15 protein-coding genes and 1 pseudogene are annotated in these 16471 nt (G+C 58.7%); 13 read left to right on the forward strand and 3 right to left on the reverse strand.

Annotated features, from left to right (window positions below; translation table 11 throughout):
* Window positions 1-192 precede the first annotated feature (192 nt).
* Together D7Y61_RS09400 and D7Y61_RS09405 are read right to left on the reverse strand one after the other, a co-directional pair.
* Window positions 193-552, reverse strand: coding sequence for a hypothetical protein (locus tag D7Y61_RS09400; protein ID WP_180866029.1), 360 nt, complete (start codon window positions 550-552; stop codon window positions 193-195).
* A 61-nt stretch (window positions 553-613) separates the two neighbouring features.
* Complete coding sequence (locus D7Y61_RS09405) at window positions 614-1216, reverse strand: DUF998 domain-containing protein (protein WP_180866030.1); 603 nt, start codon at window positions 1214-1216, stop codon at window positions 614-616.
* A gap of 662 nt (window positions 1217-1878) precedes the next feature.
* On the opposite strand from D7Y61_RS09405, the gene D7Y61_RS09410 reads away from it, so the two are divergent.
* Complete coding sequence (locus D7Y61_RS09410; RefSeq protein WP_180866031.1) at window positions 1879-2235, forward strand: hypothetical protein; 357 nt, start codon at window positions 1879-1881, stop codon at window positions 2233-2235.
* A 47-nt stretch (window positions 2236-2282) separates the two neighbouring features.
* On the forward strand, window positions 2283-2786 hold the full coding sequence (locus D7Y61_RS09415; protein WP_180866032.1) for a cold-shock protein: 504 nt from the start codon (window positions 2283-2285) through the stop codon (window positions 2784-2786).
* Between the two features lie 199 nt (window positions 2787-2985).
* Here the strand turns inward: D7Y61_RS09415 and D7Y61_RS09420 are convergent, their stop codons facing one another.
* Window positions 2986-3615, reverse strand: a complete 630-nt coding sequence (locus D7Y61_RS09420) for a hypothetical protein (RefSeq protein WP_180866033.1) — start codon at window positions 3613-3615, stop codon at window positions 2986-2988.
* A gap of 376 nt (window positions 3616-3991) precedes the next feature.
* Between D7Y61_RS09420 and D7Y61_RS09425 the strand changes: the two are divergent.
* From D7Y61_RS09425 to queC, 11 genes and pseudogenes are all read left to right on the forward strand, one after another.
* Window positions 3992-4834 (forward strand): annotated as a pseudogene (locus tag D7Y61_RS09425) (magnesium chelatase domain-containing protein); the annotation flags it as partial.
* Window positions 4835-5263: 429 nt separating this feature from the next.
* Window positions 5264-5557 (forward strand): helix-turn-helix domain-containing protein, encoded by a 294-nt coding sequence (locus D7Y61_RS09430; RefSeq protein ID WP_049460441.1) that lies wholly within the window; start codon window positions 5264-5266, stop codon window positions 5555-5557.
* Between the two features lie 766 nt (window positions 5558-6323).
* Window positions 6324-8570 (forward strand): UvrD-helicase domain-containing protein, encoded by a 2247-nt coding sequence (locus tag D7Y61_RS09435; RefSeq protein ID WP_164208693.1) that lies wholly within the window; start codon window positions 6324-6326, stop codon window positions 8568-8570.
* A 10-nt stretch (window positions 8571-8580) separates the two neighbouring features.
* Window positions 8581-9486 (forward strand): PD-(D/E)XK nuclease family protein, encoded by a 906-nt coding sequence (locus D7Y61_RS09440; RefSeq protein ID WP_049460439.1) that lies wholly within the window; start codon window positions 8581-8583, stop codon window positions 9484-9486.
* Between the two features lie 655 nt (window positions 9487-10141).
* Window positions 10142-11170, forward strand: a complete 1029-nt coding sequence (locus D7Y61_RS09445) for a hypothetical protein (RefSeq protein ID WP_180866034.1) — start codon at window positions 10142-10144, stop codon at window positions 11168-11170.
* Window positions 11167-12294: a DGQHR domain-containing protein DpdB gene (gene dbpB / locus D7Y61_RS09450; protein ID WP_049460437.1), complete on the forward strand. Its 1128-nt coding sequence runs from the start codon at window positions 11167-11169 to the stop codon at window positions 12292-12294. Before D7Y61_RS09445 ends, dbpB (D7Y61_RS09450) begins: the two co-directional genes overlap by 4 nt.
* Entirely contained in the window at window positions 12291-13571 is a 1281-nt protein-coding gene (dpdA, locus tag D7Y61_RS09455; protein ID WP_049460436.1) for a tRNA-guanine transglycosylase DpdA, read from the forward strand. The genes dbpB (D7Y61_RS09450) and dpdA overlap by 4 nt, the downstream gene beginning before the upstream one ends.
* Window positions 13568-14668 (forward strand): DGQHR domain-containing protein DpdB, encoded by a 1101-nt coding sequence (gene dbpB / locus D7Y61_RS09460; protein ID WP_088611101.1) that lies wholly within the window; start codon window positions 13568-13570, stop codon window positions 14666-14668. The genes dpdA and dbpB (D7Y61_RS09460) overlap by 4 nt, the downstream gene beginning before the upstream one ends.
* Entirely contained in the window at window positions 14655-15287 is a 633-nt protein-coding gene (gene queE, locus D7Y61_RS09465) for a 7-carboxy-7-deazaguanine synthase (RefSeq protein WP_080356717.1), read from the forward strand. Before dbpB (D7Y61_RS09460) ends, queE begins: the two co-directional genes overlap by 14 nt.
* Entirely contained in the window at window positions 15284-15667 is a 384-nt protein-coding gene (locus D7Y61_RS09470; protein ID WP_080356716.1) for a 6-pyruvoyl trahydropterin synthase family protein, read from the forward strand. The genes queE and D7Y61_RS09470 overlap by 4 nt, the downstream gene beginning before the upstream one ends.
* On the forward strand, window positions 15657-16394 hold the full coding sequence (gene queC / locus D7Y61_RS09475) for a 7-cyano-7-deazaguanine synthase QueC (RefSeq protein WP_049460432.1): 738 nt from the start codon (window positions 15657-15659) through the stop codon (window positions 16392-16394). Before D7Y61_RS09470 ends, queC begins: the two co-directional genes overlap by 11 nt.
* Window positions 16395-16471: the final 77 nt, after the last annotated feature.

Below are 16471 nucleotides of genomic sequence, written 5' to 3' on the forward strand. Positions count from 1 at the left end.
TCTGGCGTCACACTGGCTTACGTCATTTATCCGATTGATCGTGTCCGTACTCTCTCGCGGGCGGATGGTTGCCCCCATATCGGAATCACCTGGACCGCGGGTCCGCTTTCGGCCAAGAGCGGACTCTCGCAGTGCCTCGACCAGGCCCAACCCCGAGTCGGTTCGGCCCGGAAGAATGGATTCGGTCGAACCCTACTTGAACATCTCCAACAGATCCTTGTCTTCGTGCCGCTCCTCCCACGTGGAGAGAAAGCAGAAGCTCACACCGCTCTGCATGGCAGCCTTCTGGAACCCAGCCAGCTCCTCCTTCGTGATCGGATACTCAACCGGATCAAAGTGAAGAAGCGCCCACGGCTTTTGAAGTGAAAACCCGGACCTGAGTTCCGAGAAGAGTTCCTTCAGTAGAGGCCGGAATACGGAGAAGTCCTTGATCGCCCCTGCGCGATTTCCAAGGGCGTGACACTGGCGACGGATGGTCCTGTCTCCGCCCACCAGGCGCGCAATGAAATGGTCCTGGTGCACTTGAACGTAGATCAGCTGACGGCGAAACAACCTCGTCCCCTTCTCAACTCCACACGCTCAATAGCCGTCCATGTGCCTGCATGCCCTTCCATCAAAGCGCCGGCTGCGCCTTCAACGCGCTTGAACCCCTGCGCAGCAGATACAGCGTAACCAGGAACGGCCACAGCGAGTTGATGGACGAGAACACGCGCTGGGTCAGCCCTCTGAAGCCCTCCGGGTCCGCGCCCACCAGGTTCAACCAGAGGTAGACGATGCTAGCGATGCTCACCACAGCGGTCACGGCGTACGCCCTCCGGCTGGCAGACCACGCGCTCAACTCGATGTGCGACATCGCCGGTGCAATGATGTTGGCGATACCGATGGTATAGAAGCCATGCATCGGATGGCCCATGGGCCAGAGCCCGTTGGTCAGCATCGAGACGCCAAATATCATCCAGCAGATCGCACCTACGGCAATCCGGCGACCGGATTCCCGCCATACCCCAACGGAAAACGCCACGAAGCCCACGCCGGAGCCGATGGCGGCGATCCTGGCGCAGATGCTTGCGAGCGTGGGCGCCTGCAGCAGCTCGCTGGCGTGCTGCGCAAGTGGGTTGTAGCCCGGCGCGAACAGGGCGGCAACGCTGGTCCAGAACAGGAACCACGGAAGCGGGACCAGACCCGCAGACAGAAGAAGTCGATTGCGGCGTAACACGTACAGTGATCCTTGTTTTGGCCTGCGCCAGTGGGTGGAATCCGTTCAAAAGCCGCAGAACCTTCCTGCGGCGGGCAGGACAGTTTCGGGTGACTACAACAGTAGTCAGATTCTGCGTGGCACCCCATAGGGTCAATAGGCAGAAAGTCACTCACGCCTGGCGGCGAAGCGCGCCACACACGCGTACGCCGCGCCAGCCCCATCGCAACGGTGATCACACATTGCCGTCGAATCAATGCTGTCGCATTTGCCGCGCTTTGCGTCTCCTTCAGGACGATCTGACAACTCCATCCCAGAAGTGCCGTTTCGCTTACAACCCCAAGGCTCTCGCACCTTTTCCGGGCTGTGCGACAATGCCAAAAGCGTCTCGGGTATTGGCGGCATTGCCCCTACACCTTGGCATTCCGAACAACAGCAGGTAATCGTTACTGCGCCACCGTGCATCGGTGGTCGGGACTCGAAAGCCCGTTTTGTTGGGAAGTAGTTTGCGCTTGCCAGCCGGCACCACCGCGCGTGGTGCCGGCTGGCAATCCGTCTGCCGGCTATGGCGGGCGGGGCGTGGGGGTCTTGTACCCGCCGGTTCCCAACATCCGGTTTTCGAGCCACGCCCTGCCCGCCACCTTTATCGGTGGCGGCTTCTGCCTGCTTGCACGGAGCCCGCCATGACCACACCACACTCCCCTCCCCCGCGCCCCATCCAGGAAGCGCCGTCATCCACGCCTGCGCTGGACCCCAACAGCCTCATCGCCGTCCTGCACACCATCGGTGCCGGCGCTGCGGCTGACGGCCAGCCATGGCCCGAGCGCCACCACCTGCGCAGCCGGCAGATGGCACTGTCCGACGCCGACTGCGCGGCAACCGGCCAGCGCATCGTGCAGGAAATCCTGCTGGCGGCCGAGCGCACGCGCCAGAACGGTGAGCCCGAGCAGTACGTGGGCGACCGGGTGATGGAGGGGCTGGTGATGGCCGATATGGCACTCACGGCCTTCATCCACGAACGGATGCGGCCAAGGGACTGAGCGCCCGCAGGCGGTGCATCCCCTTCTGCCTGGGTGCGGAGTGACGAATGAAGAAGCACGGTCTTGCCGCGGTGGCGGCGTGCATCGCGGTGATCGGCGCAGTGTGGGCGGCGTGGCCCAAGCCCGCGGGCGATCAGGTCTGGGCCTACCAGAAGCTGCAGCCGGCCGACTACCGGCTGCTGTACAGCGATGCCCTCGGCTTCCTGACCGTGAAAGCGGATGAGGGGTTTGAACTGTACACACGCTTTTCCGGCGCCACATCCTTCCAGATCCGGTGCAAGGGTGTTGTGGTGATGGACGTGGAGAATGCGCCCTCGCGTGTGCTGATCCGGTTGCCCCCCGATGCACGGTGGCGGGCGCCGGATATCGAGCTGCTGCGCGTCAGTTTCGAGCGTTGGTTGGATCTTCACCAGAGCGAGGGAAGGCTGCTGGTGGAAAGTGCGGGGCCTTCGTGGGTTGAGGCGCGGTTCGGGCGCTTCGATGGGTTGGTGCCTGATGAGCAGCGGTGTCTGTCCGGGGTGTCGCACAGCGATTGGCGAGAATCGCCCTGACCGGCCATCCGTAGCACGAAACCACCCGACGTCTCCCCGTCCTGAGTTGCCCCGTACTGATCGATGAAACGCTGATCTCATCGATGGTTCGGAACTCCGGGGCGACGTCAGGGTTGAAGGCGATCAGCACCTCCAACTGGGCAGTGGGATCCAGGCAACTACGCCGTACCAGTCCAGCGACATTCACGGCCGCCTCAACTTAGTCCGGCTTGCGCTCTTCACTTGAGAAAACGCCATTGCCCCGCTCGAGAAAGAACACCGACTCCGGAATAGCGCTATTGCCGATGTTCCTGACTCCAACGCCGATCACTCCCTTTCTCCTATCGAAATAGAAGGAGTTGGCGTGAACGCCAATCCTTTCCACATCCACCTTCAGAACTTCGCGATCATCGGCCAACATGGGAATGGAGAGGGTCTCTACCACGGCGAAGGTAAACTCGCCCTCCTTGTACCTGTCACCAACCTTCCCTCCATCAGGCAGCTTGTAGAGGGCCATGAAGTCAACCTTAAGGCAGTCCGAGGAACCGCCAGTTTGACAAGGCTCAAGATTGCCGAACTCGTTGCCGTACCCAAAAAGACCTTTCTCACGAAGTATGGTCAACCTGGAATCGACACCATTTGCTGAGTACCGCATATCTGGAGCGTAGTTTATGTATAGGACATCATCCGCCCTGGAAGGGATACTCACCACCATGGTGGCCAACGCAACTGCTGTAGCCAGTAGTCTCAGCTTCATCATCGCCCCTTCGGTCCTATCCCTATGTTCCGCGACGCGTACTCCATGATCAGGTTGGAGTATTCGCTCGCTTTTCACGGAAATCCCCCTCATCCGAGACTCGGTCTTGCCAGACGGTTTCATACCCTCCGGCAGCTGGCTCTCAGTGCCCACAATCTGACCCGATAGATCGCCTCTCCGGATTCATTGCTCACACCCACGCGCAGACCGGGCGACGAAGGGCAACCAATGAAAGAGAGGAAACCGGCCCATGGCGGAATCAACTTTCGCATACCCACTTCTCTGCGTCAGAGCTGAGCAAGCCTTCTGCGCCCCCACCTTGGCGCGCATGGAGCCACTATATCGCCCTCCAACTTCGCTGTTGAACACGCCTTTCCAGAATCCCCCTAGCCACGCCACCAGCAATTCCCGATAGCGCCCTGCGGAACACCTGCCGCACCATCAAGCCCCCTTCCGCAGGAAAACTCACATGAGCCTGGCGCTGGTCCACAGCCGTGCCCGCGCCGGCGTCGATGCCCCGTTGGTGCGGGTGGAAGTGCATCTCTCTGGCGGCCTGCCCGCCACCCAGATTGTCGGCCTGGCCGAGACCAGCGTGCGTGAGTCCCGTGAACGCGTGCGTGCCGCCCTGCTCTGCGCGCGCTTCGACTTCCCGCAGCGGCGCATTACGTTGAACCTCGCGCCCGCCGACCTGCCCAAGGAAGGTGGGCGCTACGACCTGGCCATTGCCTTGGGAATTCTTGCGGCCAGCGGACAGGTCGATCCGCAGTCGCTGCTGCAGTACGAGTTCCTGGGCGAGCTTGGCCTGACCGGTGAACTGCGGCCAGTGGCTGGTGCGCTGCCGGCTGCGATTGCGGCGGCCGAAGCCGGGCGCATTCTGGTGGTGCCACCGGGGAATGCTGCAGAGGCTGCTTTGGCCGAGCATGCGGATGTGCGTGTGGCCCGTACGCTGCTGGAATGCTGCGCCGGGCTGGGCAATCCACGCCTGTTACCGCCCGTGGAGCGCGTAGACACGACACCGTTGCCATTGCCTGATCTGGCCGACGTGCGTGGACAGGCGCATGCACGGCGGGCGTTGGAGGTTGCCGCTGCCGGTGGTCACCATCTGCTGTTGATCGGCAGCCCTGGCTGCGGCAAGACGCTGCTGGCCTCCCGTCTGCCCAGCCTGTTGCCGGATACCGAGGAGGCCGAGGCATTGCAGTTGGCCGCGATTGCCTCGGTGAGTGGCGAAGGATTGGATCCAAGGCGATGGCGGCAGCGGCCATTCCGGGCACCGCACCACAGTGCCAGTGCGGCGGCGCTGGTGGGTGGAGGCATGTCATTTCCACGTAAAAGAGAGACTCAACATTTAAAAACGAGACACAAGAGATCGAAGCTCTAGCACCAGCCGATCGGCATCTGTTTGATATCTATAGTAAATAACCTGAAGTTCGCGTGCACGGAGGCAAGCGATATCTACCCAACGCCCCTACGACATGAGCAAATGGTGACGGAACGGCTGCGGCCGCGCGGCCAGGAAAGCTCGTGCCCCGTGCCATTCACCGAGGACGTCAACGGGCGCCCTGGGAGCCACTCCCCCGCCTGCAAGCTTGGCAGCTAGACAGATGAAGGCCAGCGCAGAGCAGTGAACTCTCCAAGTCCTGGTCTCCGATCCGGCTGCTTTTTCCACCTCGTCTGTCGCAACTGCGCAGATTTGCGCGCATTATGGGGGCAGAATCGCCCTAATGAGCGGAATTGCGCGCATATGAACGACACTCCAGCCCAGTCGCCAGAGGAAATTGCCCAGGCATTAGGACAGCGCCTGCGGACGAAAAGGCTCATCAAGAACATCTCTCAGACAGTTCTGGCTGACAAGGCGGGTATCTCGCGCAGGGCACTGGTGCAGCTTGAGGCTGGAGAAGGGTCCACGGTGAGGACGCTCGTGTGCGTACTCAAGGCGCTAGGCCTAGAAGAGCAACTAAGCGCAATCGCTATGAGCCCAACAGTTAGCCCAATGGCTTTGCTCAAGACCAAGCGCCTGCGAAGACGGGCGAGCTAGTTAGCGTCACTTCTGCTCCCCTGCCTCAGAGTCAACGGAAACTTGCACTCAATCAAGACTGTTGGAACCTTTCAGACCAGTACTGTCAGGGCGTGATCGGCTCACGGCCGCGCGGAGCGCGTGACGCCAATATGGTTTCGCCACCTGGCAGAGCGGGATCTCTACAAGAGAGCAGCCAGCGCCCTGCATCTGAAGTTCAACCACTGAAGAGCCAGGCGAATCGCTCCCGGGCACCTCATCCAAAGTCGACTAGAGTGCGGTCTGGCGAGGCTCCACCCGACAGCACGGATGGCTCTAACTGGAGTTGCAAACCTCTGATCCTGCCAAGCATCCTTTGCCACATGCTTGATGCTGTCGAGGCGCCCGCCAAGGTCCAACACCCACTCATGCCGTATCCAAGGTGGAGTAGCTCGTTCGATAGATCCGCTCAAGAGTGAGCAGTTCCAAGAAGCCTTCGCAGGCCCGCTGTTACCGCAATGGCCTCTCCGCTCGTTGAGCAGATCACCCTGTTGGGGTTGCTACTTGTCCTGAGATCGCCGACGGCAAGCATTTCTGATCCGTTGGAAGCTCGGCCACCTTAGATGCACATCGAACTGTGCTTTCTGCAACGGGCAGATAGCGCAGTTGCCATCGGTCCCCGCCGATTCCGCGCGAACGAAACACATTCGCATCAATGCGATTGACCAACTTTTCATCGCGTTGCGAGCGAGGTGGATTTCCTGCACTGCGCCGGTGTAAGTTAGGCGGTGCCAACAGGGGGCACGAAATGGACTTTCAGACACTTTTGCAGGCGCTGTATCCTGCAGATTCGGCAATCCAGCCGACTCAACAACAGCAAGATATCCTTCGTCACAAGTCGGGCCCAGCTTGGGTCCTAGCAGGGCCTGGGTCTGGCAAGACTGAGGTACTTTCCCTCTATGTGATGCGACTCTTGTTCGTGGAGAACGATCCGATTCAGGCCGAGCGTGTGCCGCCTGAATGTATCTTCGTAACGACGTTCACGGAGAAGGCTGCAAAGAATCTGCTTGATCGCATTGGGCGGCATCGCGAGAAGATCCTGGCATCCGTCTCCAATGCCCCAGAAGTTGACCTGTCCAAGCTACGGATTGGGACGCTGCACTCGCTTGCGAACGACATCCTTCAGGAGCATCGCGCAGCATCTTATCGAAATGTGCGCTTGATGGACGAGCTTGAGACCAGCATGTTCGTACACGAGAACATGAGTCTCATAAGGAAGGGGGATGACGCGCGCGACCGCCCCTTCTGGTCTCATTTCGAGTTCATGATGAGTCCACGCGACTGGAAATCAACGTTCAAGCGCTTGCCGACGGAATGGGTTCAAACCCGCACTTTGATCACACTGTTCAATCGCGTTTGCGATGAACGCAAGAATCTTGCATCCATGAAGGCGGCAGGCGGTCCAATGGCGCGCCTTGCCGAACTCTATGAAGAATTCCAGCAGCACCTGATTGACAATCATCGATGCGACTTCTCGCAGTTGCAGTACCGATTCCAGCAGTTCCTGCAATCAGCGGAGGGGCAACGGCTACGCGAAGGCATCCCCGGCGATCCAGAGAACAAAGGCATCACCCACGTATTGGTTGACGAGTACCAAGATACAAATCTGATCTTGGAATCGATCTACCTCGAGCTTGGCCGCCGTGCTCCACACAACCTGATTGTCGTCGGCGACGACGATCAATCCATGTACCGCTTCCGCGGTGCAAGCGTGGAATGCATGGTCACGTTTGATGCTGCGTGTCAGACCTTCTGGGGAATTCCCCCAACATCTGTCGCCAAGTATCCGCTGGTGGGCAACTTCCGATCCCATCCCGATATCGTCTCCTTCTGCAACGACTACTTAACGGCATTCCCGTCGATGGCCATCCCGGGCGCCCGCGTAGCGGGCAAGCCATTGATGACCGCTCAAGGAAAAATTGCAGGGTCGTACCCGGCGGTCGGGGTAATGACTGGAAAGAAGTTGACCGACATCGCCTCGTCGTTCGCTGACGCTGTCGTAGACCTCAAGGCCTGCGGCACGCTGGCTGACTACAGCCAGGCCGTGCTTTTGCTCGGCAGCACTAAGGAAAGCGCCCACAACGCAGGACCGTATGTTGAGGCGCTTAGAAGTCGCAATGTGCCTGTATACAACCCTCGCAACAGGAAGTTCCTTGAGCAGCCTGAAATCGCTGGGCTTCTGGGTTGCCTTCTCCTTCTGCTCGATCCGCACTCAGCACATATTCCTAACTGGGCGCCATTTGAGCTTCCCGATGTCTTGGCAGGGTTCCGTAGCGCCGCACTCTCACTAAAGAGCAGCCATCCGCAGCTAAGCAAGTACATCGATGAGGTGAACAATAACTTGGCCACCAATCCAGACGTGTATCTGGATGCCAAGTTGCAGGAACTGACCTTCTATCTCTTGGCTTTGCCGCCCTTCGATCAAGCGATGGTGGACGCCGAGGCTCGGGTTCGACTGGCTAAGTTGACTTCGCTTATTGAGTCCTACGCTTCGATCCCAGTGCAGAACGAGCCTCACGTCTTCCGCGGAACACTCAAGTCCAATGCCGATGGCAGTGGATCGGTGAATCCGTACTGGCTGAAAACCTTCTATGTTCGCTTCTTCGGCTATTTGTCGCGCGGCGGGGTGAATGACGTGGAGGATGGGACCGTCATCTCACCACCTGGGATGCTCTCTGTGATGACGATGCACCAAGCCAAGGGCCTCGAGTTCCCTGTGGTGTTTGTTGGTCACCTTGGGGACAGCGCAACAGTCGAGGACACCCACACGCTCGAGAACATGTTCTCAGCCTTCCCCAACCTCTCAGGGCGACAGTTCAACGCGTTGCCTGCATTGGTTCGAGCTGAACTCGACTTGATACGGAAGTACTACGTGGCGTACTCACGCGCTGAGTACGCCTTGGTTCTCGTAGGAACCAAGGCCCATGTCTCCAAAGGTACGACGCCATGTGGACCAGATAAAACCTGGCTGCTCAATCGCGCGCACGAAATTTAGGAACCAGACCATGAGCATTGCCAGCCTCTATCCCTTCAAGGTCGCACTACAGCCTCACACTGAAGCTCGGCCGCGTTTCAGCCTTACCTCGGACATCCTTTCCTTCAGGCGCTGCAGCAAGCAGTACGGAGCCTTCGGCAATGACGGCTTTGTAGCCGCTCGAGCAACCCAGGCATTCTTCGGGAGCGCGGTCCACCAAGTGCTGGACCTGTGCCACAAACATTACGCCGAGTCCGGAGGCAACTTGCCTACCGACAGCGATATTCAAGGCTACTTCACTGAAGTTCAGAATGCCCTCCGCTCGCATGGCGTCCGAGCCGCCTCGCATTCTGTTGCCGCACTGGCCTGCGAAGTCCTGAAGCGCTTCAACAAACTGGAGGGGCCAGATCTGTACCCAAGGGTAAAGGATACTGAGTTCCGCATTGAGACTGAGCGTCCCAACTACCTTCTGAGAGGCGTGGTTGACGTCCTGGCCACCGATCCAAACGACTCGCAGAATCCCGCGAAGATGGAGATCTGGGACTACAAGGGCTCAAGAGCGCCCAAGCTTTCAGATCCCAGGCTGAAGGAGTACAAGTGGCAGATGACGGTCTACGCTGAGCTCTTCAGGAAGAAGCATGGCGTCTACCCGAAGCAAGCGGTTCTGTACTTCCTCAATGAACTCGCGCCTGGTGCACAGCCAACTAAGAGACCTCTGCGAGCGACGCACACACTGACATTCTTGCCTCAAGACGTTCAACAGGCTCTGAAAGAGTTCGACACGACTGCTGATGAGATCATTGATTGTCAGGAAAAACGGCAATGGCCAGATCCAGCCATCCCGCCCGGTGAAGAGACTTGCGACATCTGCGATCTAAGATGGAACTGCAAGTCGCCACCCACACCTTACAAGCGCCGCCTGCCTATTGTCACCTAACGGGGCGAGTCTACTTGCGAAACCGCAGCATCCAGTAGTGCGCATGCAAGCAATCAGGATGAGGACATGCGCGTTCTGTGTGATGGCTGCAAGGAAGAGAGGGCGAGCTTCATTCCCATGTAGCAACTAGGCCCGTAGAGCAACACTCAAGCCCGCCGGCATCCTTTAGCAAAAGGGGGCCGCGGGCCTCGGGCCACGTAAAGGTCCGCTGGCCAACTGTCTATAGCGAGACCAGCGCTGGTCGTTGGAAAGCCAGATCGCCGCCCCTACTGAGTGCCCCAAGCCAGCGCTTCGGCAACTCAGCCACTGCCCCAGCCCTGGCAGATTCAGGTTGCCACTTCCCTATAGGGGAAGCTAGCGGCGAGCGGATCCAGTTCGCCCCGCACTCGCAGTGGTGCTTGAGAAATTCCAGCGCAATGGCTGCCACTTAACAAGCTAGGCACGACGACGCCTCACCCGCGATACACCCAACCTATCGCAACGGGAAGCTCCTCACTCTCACTCCAGTCCGTCGTTGAAGGGCTTCCCGGCCCCCGACTGGATCGTCCTTCATGGCAGCTAACTTTCATCAAGAAGACCGAAGCGTATGCTCAAGGTTTGAAATAACTGCATCGCGCCAAAGTTCTGACCCCATGCAGTTTTCAAAGAGGCCGGAATGAGCAAAAATACCATCACCTGCTTGACTGCTTTTCACCGCCATGAGCTAATGGATCGCGCGCCCGAGCAATCGCGCGATGAACCTATGCAAGTCACTGAATCAAAAAGAAATGCTGTGAAAACCTGCGTGAGCTCAGTGGTTGTCCCATGCAGTTCCAGGAAGTCGAAACTGTCGGCTCCTGGGCTGAAGGCTGGGTCTGTAACTGCCGGTAGGCAGGCCACCGTGGCACGTCGATGGCGGGAAAAACTGCATGCAGCGACGCCGACCAGCCCCGCGAGAGATCTCTACCTGGGCACCTCACTCAAGCGTGCGTTGCGCGTGAGCCAGGATCTGGAGGTTCCCACTTGGATCATCTCTGCAGGGCTAGGGCTGGTGGGGTCTGCCAAGGCGGTACCGTCCTACGACCTGACCTTAGCGCCGGGAGCAAAGGCATCCATCAGCGATCGCGTCAATGACGTGTTCGCCCCTTCTGAGTGGTGGACCGAGCTTCAGAATGGCCCCTACGCCTGCGATCTAACTGACATCTCTGGGGACGACTCGCGTGGCCGGGTGCTCATCTGCCTGACCAGACCGTATGCCCAAATGATTGGCCCCGCGCTCGCGCAGTTGCCGGCGGCCCTGCTTGAGCGCCTGCGAATCTTCGGCCCGGGCATTGCTGCGCACCTACCAACCATAGTTCGCAGCCGCGTGATGCGGTATGACCAAAGGCTCGATTTGATCTCTCCTGGCATTCAACTTGATGCAGGCGCAAGGGCCTTGGAGCACTTCGCCTCGCTCATCCGGGACGTCTTGCCTACGGATCCAAGTGATGATCAGCGCCTGATTGACCAAGCTCTGGCACCTCTGAGCAGACCGAAGCCCATTGCGAGGGTTCGCATGGATGACATGGAGCTACGCGCCCACATTGCACCGTGGGCGGCAGATGGGCTGTCGGTCCAGGGGGCGCTTAGGCGCCTAAGAGACAACAGCCACATCTCCTGTGAACAGCGACGCTTTCAGCGTCTATATGACGAGGTCCGAGGATGAGCAAGCCAAACCCTGTCGCTATTCGAGCCGTACGCACCGAACAGGCGGGCATTGCCGTCTACGCTTTCTTCCTGCCCGGCTCCAAAGTACTGGAGATCGCTGACGTCTCACGTCTGGAGCGAACGAACGAGGGGCTGGAGGGCTTCCAGCGCGATGCCATTCAGAAGCATATCTCCGGCATGGTGGACTACCTCAACAGCGGTCCGGTACTGTTTCCGAATGCGATCCTCCTCGCCCTTTCGCCCCAGGCCTCCTTCAGCCGATCTCGCGGCCCAACTCCCAAAGAGTTGATTCCCTCGGGTGATGCAGGCGTACTGCGCATTCCCATGCCTCGGGATGGCAGCAAATGCGCGTGGATCGTTGACGGACAGCAGCGTTCCACTGCCCTAGCAAGGGCTGCGGACAGCACTCTACCCGTACCAGTGATTGCCTTCGTTTCGGACGATCTGCAGACCCAGCGGGAGCAGTTCATCCTCGTCAACAAGGCACGTCCGCTGCCCAAGAGGATGGTTGACGAGTTGCTTCCAGAAGTTGACGCGCGCCGACTGCCTGCAGATATGGCCATGCGCCAGATCCCAAGCGCACTGGTGGAGCGATTGGATACAGACCCGGAGTCGCCTTTCCACGGTTTGATTCGAAGGACTTCCAGCAAAGGCCCAGGCCGAATCGTCACTGATTCGGCACTGGTAAGCATGCTTCAAAAGCAGATCAACAATCCGCTGGGGGCTCTGGCCTCTTTCCGGTCGCTGGATGGAGGGAATACGGATCCTACGGCGATGTACTCGCAGATCCTGAGCTTCTGGAAGGCGGTCAAGCGCGCGTTCCCCAATGACTGGGGTCTTCCGCCCGAGCAAAGCCGACTCTTGCACAGCGCCGGCATCACTGCGCTAGGCGCACTGATGGATTACCTCAGCCCCCGCCTGTTGAACCGGAGCAATGAAGGCAGGTTCTATTCGAAGGTGCTTGAGGACATTGCGCCCCACTGCGCGTGGTCCGCTGGGCGGTGGCCAGATATGGACTGTGCCTGGAATCAGGTGGAAAGCACTGCCAAGGACATCAGGTTGCTGAGTGACCAGTTGATCCGACTCTCCCAACTCCACAACCTGAGGCACATGGGTCAATGAAGTTCATCTATGCCGACGCACTGGACTTTGTTGATCCAGACTATGACTTTGCCAACGATCGCACCTCGGCGGGACGCGTCGTCCAGTGGGACGACGAGTATCCGCACGAGTTCCTGGAACGCTCCCCGTACGACGGAATCCTGGTCTCACGAGGGGTGGTCGGTGACATCCAGCATCAGGGCAAGTACACCCTGCCTCAGATCATGCGCTTCAGGCGCGAGGGTGCCCGAAAGTTCCTTCGATACACGTTGGACAAGTATCCGGACAGCCTCCTGTTCGGCGATTGTGGCGCGTTCACGTATCGAGATCAGGCCGTACCACCCTACACACCTGCCGATACGATGGATTTCTACGCCGACGGTGGCTTTACCCATGGTTGTTCCGTTGACCACATCATCTTTGATTTCGATGAGGGCTCTGGTCGCTCGCGGCAGGAGATGCCTCAAGAGACGCTTGATCGCTACGAACTGACGCTGCAACTTGCTTCTGAGTTCTATGCGGAGAGTAAGCGCGTGAAGGGCTTCGTGCCGATGGGGGTGATCCAGGGCTGGTCAGGTCCAAGCATGGGGCGCGCAGCTGCTGAGTTGGTCAAGATGGGCTACAGCTACTTGGCAGTAGGAGGCCTGGTCCCTCTTAAGGTACCTCAGATCCATGCTGCCTTGGCTGCTATCCGCAGCGCAATCCCGAGCCACGTCAAACTGCATCTTCTAGGATTCGGAAAGATCGAGAATCTTTCAGAGTTTGAGCAGTACGGAATAGCCAGCTTCGATACGACCTCGCCTCTTGTGCGAGCGTTCAAGGACGCAGTCAAGAACTACTTCTCTCGTGACTCGCAAGGTCAACTCAGCTACTACACCGCCATTCGGGTTCCCCAAGCCCGCGAGAACAACAAGCTCAAAACAAAGGCACGCCGAGGCGTACTCAACCAGGAAGTTGCGATGCGCTTGGAGGCTGCCGCCCTCGACTCAGTTCGCACGTTCTCTAGTGGCAAGATGCCCATTGAGCCCGCACTGGATAACATCCTGGCCTACTGGAAGGCACTCAACTGGCGCGAGGACCATGACGAGGCGAGTCAGATGCGCGCCCTGGTCAAGCAGCGAGCGATCTACCACCGCACGCTGACCGAACAGCCCTGGACTAGATGCCAGTGCCGCGTCTGTTCTGAAGGGGGCGTTGAGACCCTTCTGTTCAGGAGCAGTAACCGCAACAAGCGCCGCGGCTTCCACAACCTTCATGTGTTCTACGAACACCTTCTCGCTCACAGGCTCGCAGTATGACCAAGAAACTGACCTTCAACGCAATCGCACCACAGCAGTCTCCGGATTCTCAGGTCGCCTTCTTCGTCGCAACCGCACAGCAGATCGACCAGATCGCAAGCATCAATCGACTTGCTCGTGACGAAAATGGTTTGCCGACCGGCTTCCAGCGGCCGCAGATTGCAAAGCACATTCGCGAGATCGGCGACTATTTGGCACGACCGGATGCCATCCTGGCCAATCCGATCGTGCTCGGGTTTGTTGCTGGCACTGGTGCGACCATCAAGACGGCCAAAGACGGTAGCAAGCAACTGATTGTGGACATCAGCAAGGGTGTTCCGGGACAGATTGTCGACGGCCAGCAGCGGTTTAGCGCGCTTCGGGAGATCGGTCGCGCAGACTTTCAGGTCCCGGTCTCGGCCTTCATCTGCAGCAGTCACGAAGAGCTCACCCAGCAGTTCATTCTGATCAACAACACCAAGCCCTTGAACAAGGGAATGATCTATGAACTTCTGCCCATCGCCAACCGGTCTGGCATGCCCTTCCGCCTGGACTCCCGCCGAGACGCATCGAGCCTTGTCGCGACGCTCAACTTCGGCAGAAGTTCGTCTTTGAAGGGAATGATCCGTGGACAGACCACACCTCACGGTGTGATCCAGGACACCGTGATGCAGAAACTGATCATGAACTCGATGTCCGACGGTGCGCTGCGCATGTACCGAAATGACCAGAAGCTCATGCAGACCAAGGGCGCAGATCTCATCAGCGAGTACTTCCACGCAGTCAGCCATGTCTTCCACGATGCCTGGAAGGACCACACTCCTACAACTTCCCGCCTCATCCACAGTGTCGGCATCACTGCAATGGGCTTTGTGATGGAGTACCTGCACTCTGCGATTGGAGCGACCAAGCGCGAAGACTTCATCCAGCCACTCACGGCACTTCGCTCGGTCACTGCGTGGACCGAAGGTGAGTGGGTTTTTGGTCCTGAGACACGTCGCTGGAACGGACTTCAGAAGGTTTCGGCCGACTGGAAGCTACTCTCGTTCTACTTGGTACAGAAGGTTCGGGAGTCGTTGGAAGCTCCGAACGGAGTTCCTGCACATGTACGCGGTTAAAGAGATCTTCTACACCCTCCAGGGCGAAGGATTCCAAGCAGGTCGTCCTGCGGTGTTCTGTCGGTTCTCTGGATGCAACCTTTGGTCCGGCCGAGAGAAGGATCGCGCAACGTCTGCTTGCACTTTCTGCGACACCGACTTTGTCGGTGTCAATGGCCTCAATGGCGGGAAGTACCCAGACGATGGAAGCCTCCCTTACGTCATTGCTGATCTTTGGCCTCATCAGGAGACCGACAACCGCCTTGTTGTTTTCACAGGCGGCGAGCCTCTTCTACAGTTGGACGAGCCGCTACTACGTGCTCTACATGCTCTCGGCTTCAGATGCGCAGTTGAGTCTAACGGTACGATCCAGCCGCCTGCGGGCATCGATTGGCTGACTGTTAGCCCCAAAGGGACAGCTCCCCTAAAGATCAAGAGGGCCAACGAACTCAAGCTTGTCTTCCCTCAACCGGATGCCCCTCCAGAGGCATTCTCGGACTTCGTAGCCGACCAGTACTTCCTCCAGCCCATGGATGGGCCTGATCAAGCGGCAAATACACAGGCTGCCATTGAGTACTGCAAGGCTCACCCTAAGTGGAGGCTAAGCATGCAGACACACAAATATCTGGGCATACCATGAGTGAGCCGATCTTCAACATCTGCAAAGAATTCCGCTTCGATGCAGCCCACCAACTCGATGCAGGGCCTGATGGCGATCCGCGCTATCGCCAAGTCCACGGCCACTCCTACCAGGTTGAAGTGTGGGCCCGCGGCCCCCGGAATGATCGAGGCTGGGTGATCGATATGGGCGACTTCGAGCGCCGGATCGAACGGACCAAATCCAAGATTGATCACGTCTTTCTGAATGAGATTGAGGGCATGGGTGCCCCCACGATGGAGAACATTGCCTACTTTGTCTGGCGCGACCTCTCTGACCTTTCAGGCCTGCACAGGGTCGTCGTCAAGCGAGGCCAGAACGGCGAGTCCTGCGAATACATTGGAGAACATGATGGCGAATGAAGGCACCCCCGTCGGCAACGGCATTGATGAGCGCTCTGCACTGGTCGTGTTCTCCGGCGGCCAGGATTCGGCAACCTGTCTGGCTTGGGCGCTGGATCGGTTTGACCACGTTGAGACGCTGGGCTTCAAGTACGGCCAAGTACACGATATTGAGATGACCGTTCGACAAGATGTTCGAACGGCCATTAGTGCCATCAGGCCCGAGTGGCAGGCGCGCCTGGGGCCGGACCACGTTCATGATGCGGGGATCATCGGACAGATCAGCCAGTCGGAGCTGACGGGCGCGAGCGAGACAAAGCTGCGAACTGCAGGATTGCCTGCCACGTTCGTCCCGGGCCGCAACTTGGTATTCCTCACCTTGGCGGCAGCCCTAGCCTACCGCCGCGGCGCCAAGCACATCATCACCGGTGTTTGTGAGACCGATTTTTCTGGCTATCCGGACTGTCGGGATGACACCATCAAGGCGGTCCAGTTAGCCGTGAACTTGGGTATGGACTCCCGATTTGTGGTTCATACGCCCTTGATGTGGATCAACAAGGCGGAATCCTGGCTCATGGCCGAGAGGCTCGGGGGGCCCTCATTAGTTCGGGTCATCAACGAAAGGACGCACACGTGCTACGTGGGTGATCGGTCCATCCTGCACCCCTGGGGCTATGGCTGCGGCAAGTGCGACGCTTGCAAGCTCCGGGCTGCAGGATGGGATTCGTACAAGAGCATTCAGGGCTAACCCGGGCTGAGGTGCCCTCTTTCCGTCCGGAAGGTCACGGCGAGCCACATGCTGATCGTCGTCCTTCGACTTCCCCT

It is taken from the genome of Stenotrophomonas maltophilia (assembly GCF_013464485.1).
GTDB classification, from domain to species: domain Bacteria; phylum Pseudomonadota; class Gammaproteobacteria; order Xanthomonadales; family Xanthomonadaceae; genus Stenotrophomonas; species Stenotrophomonas maltophilia_AW.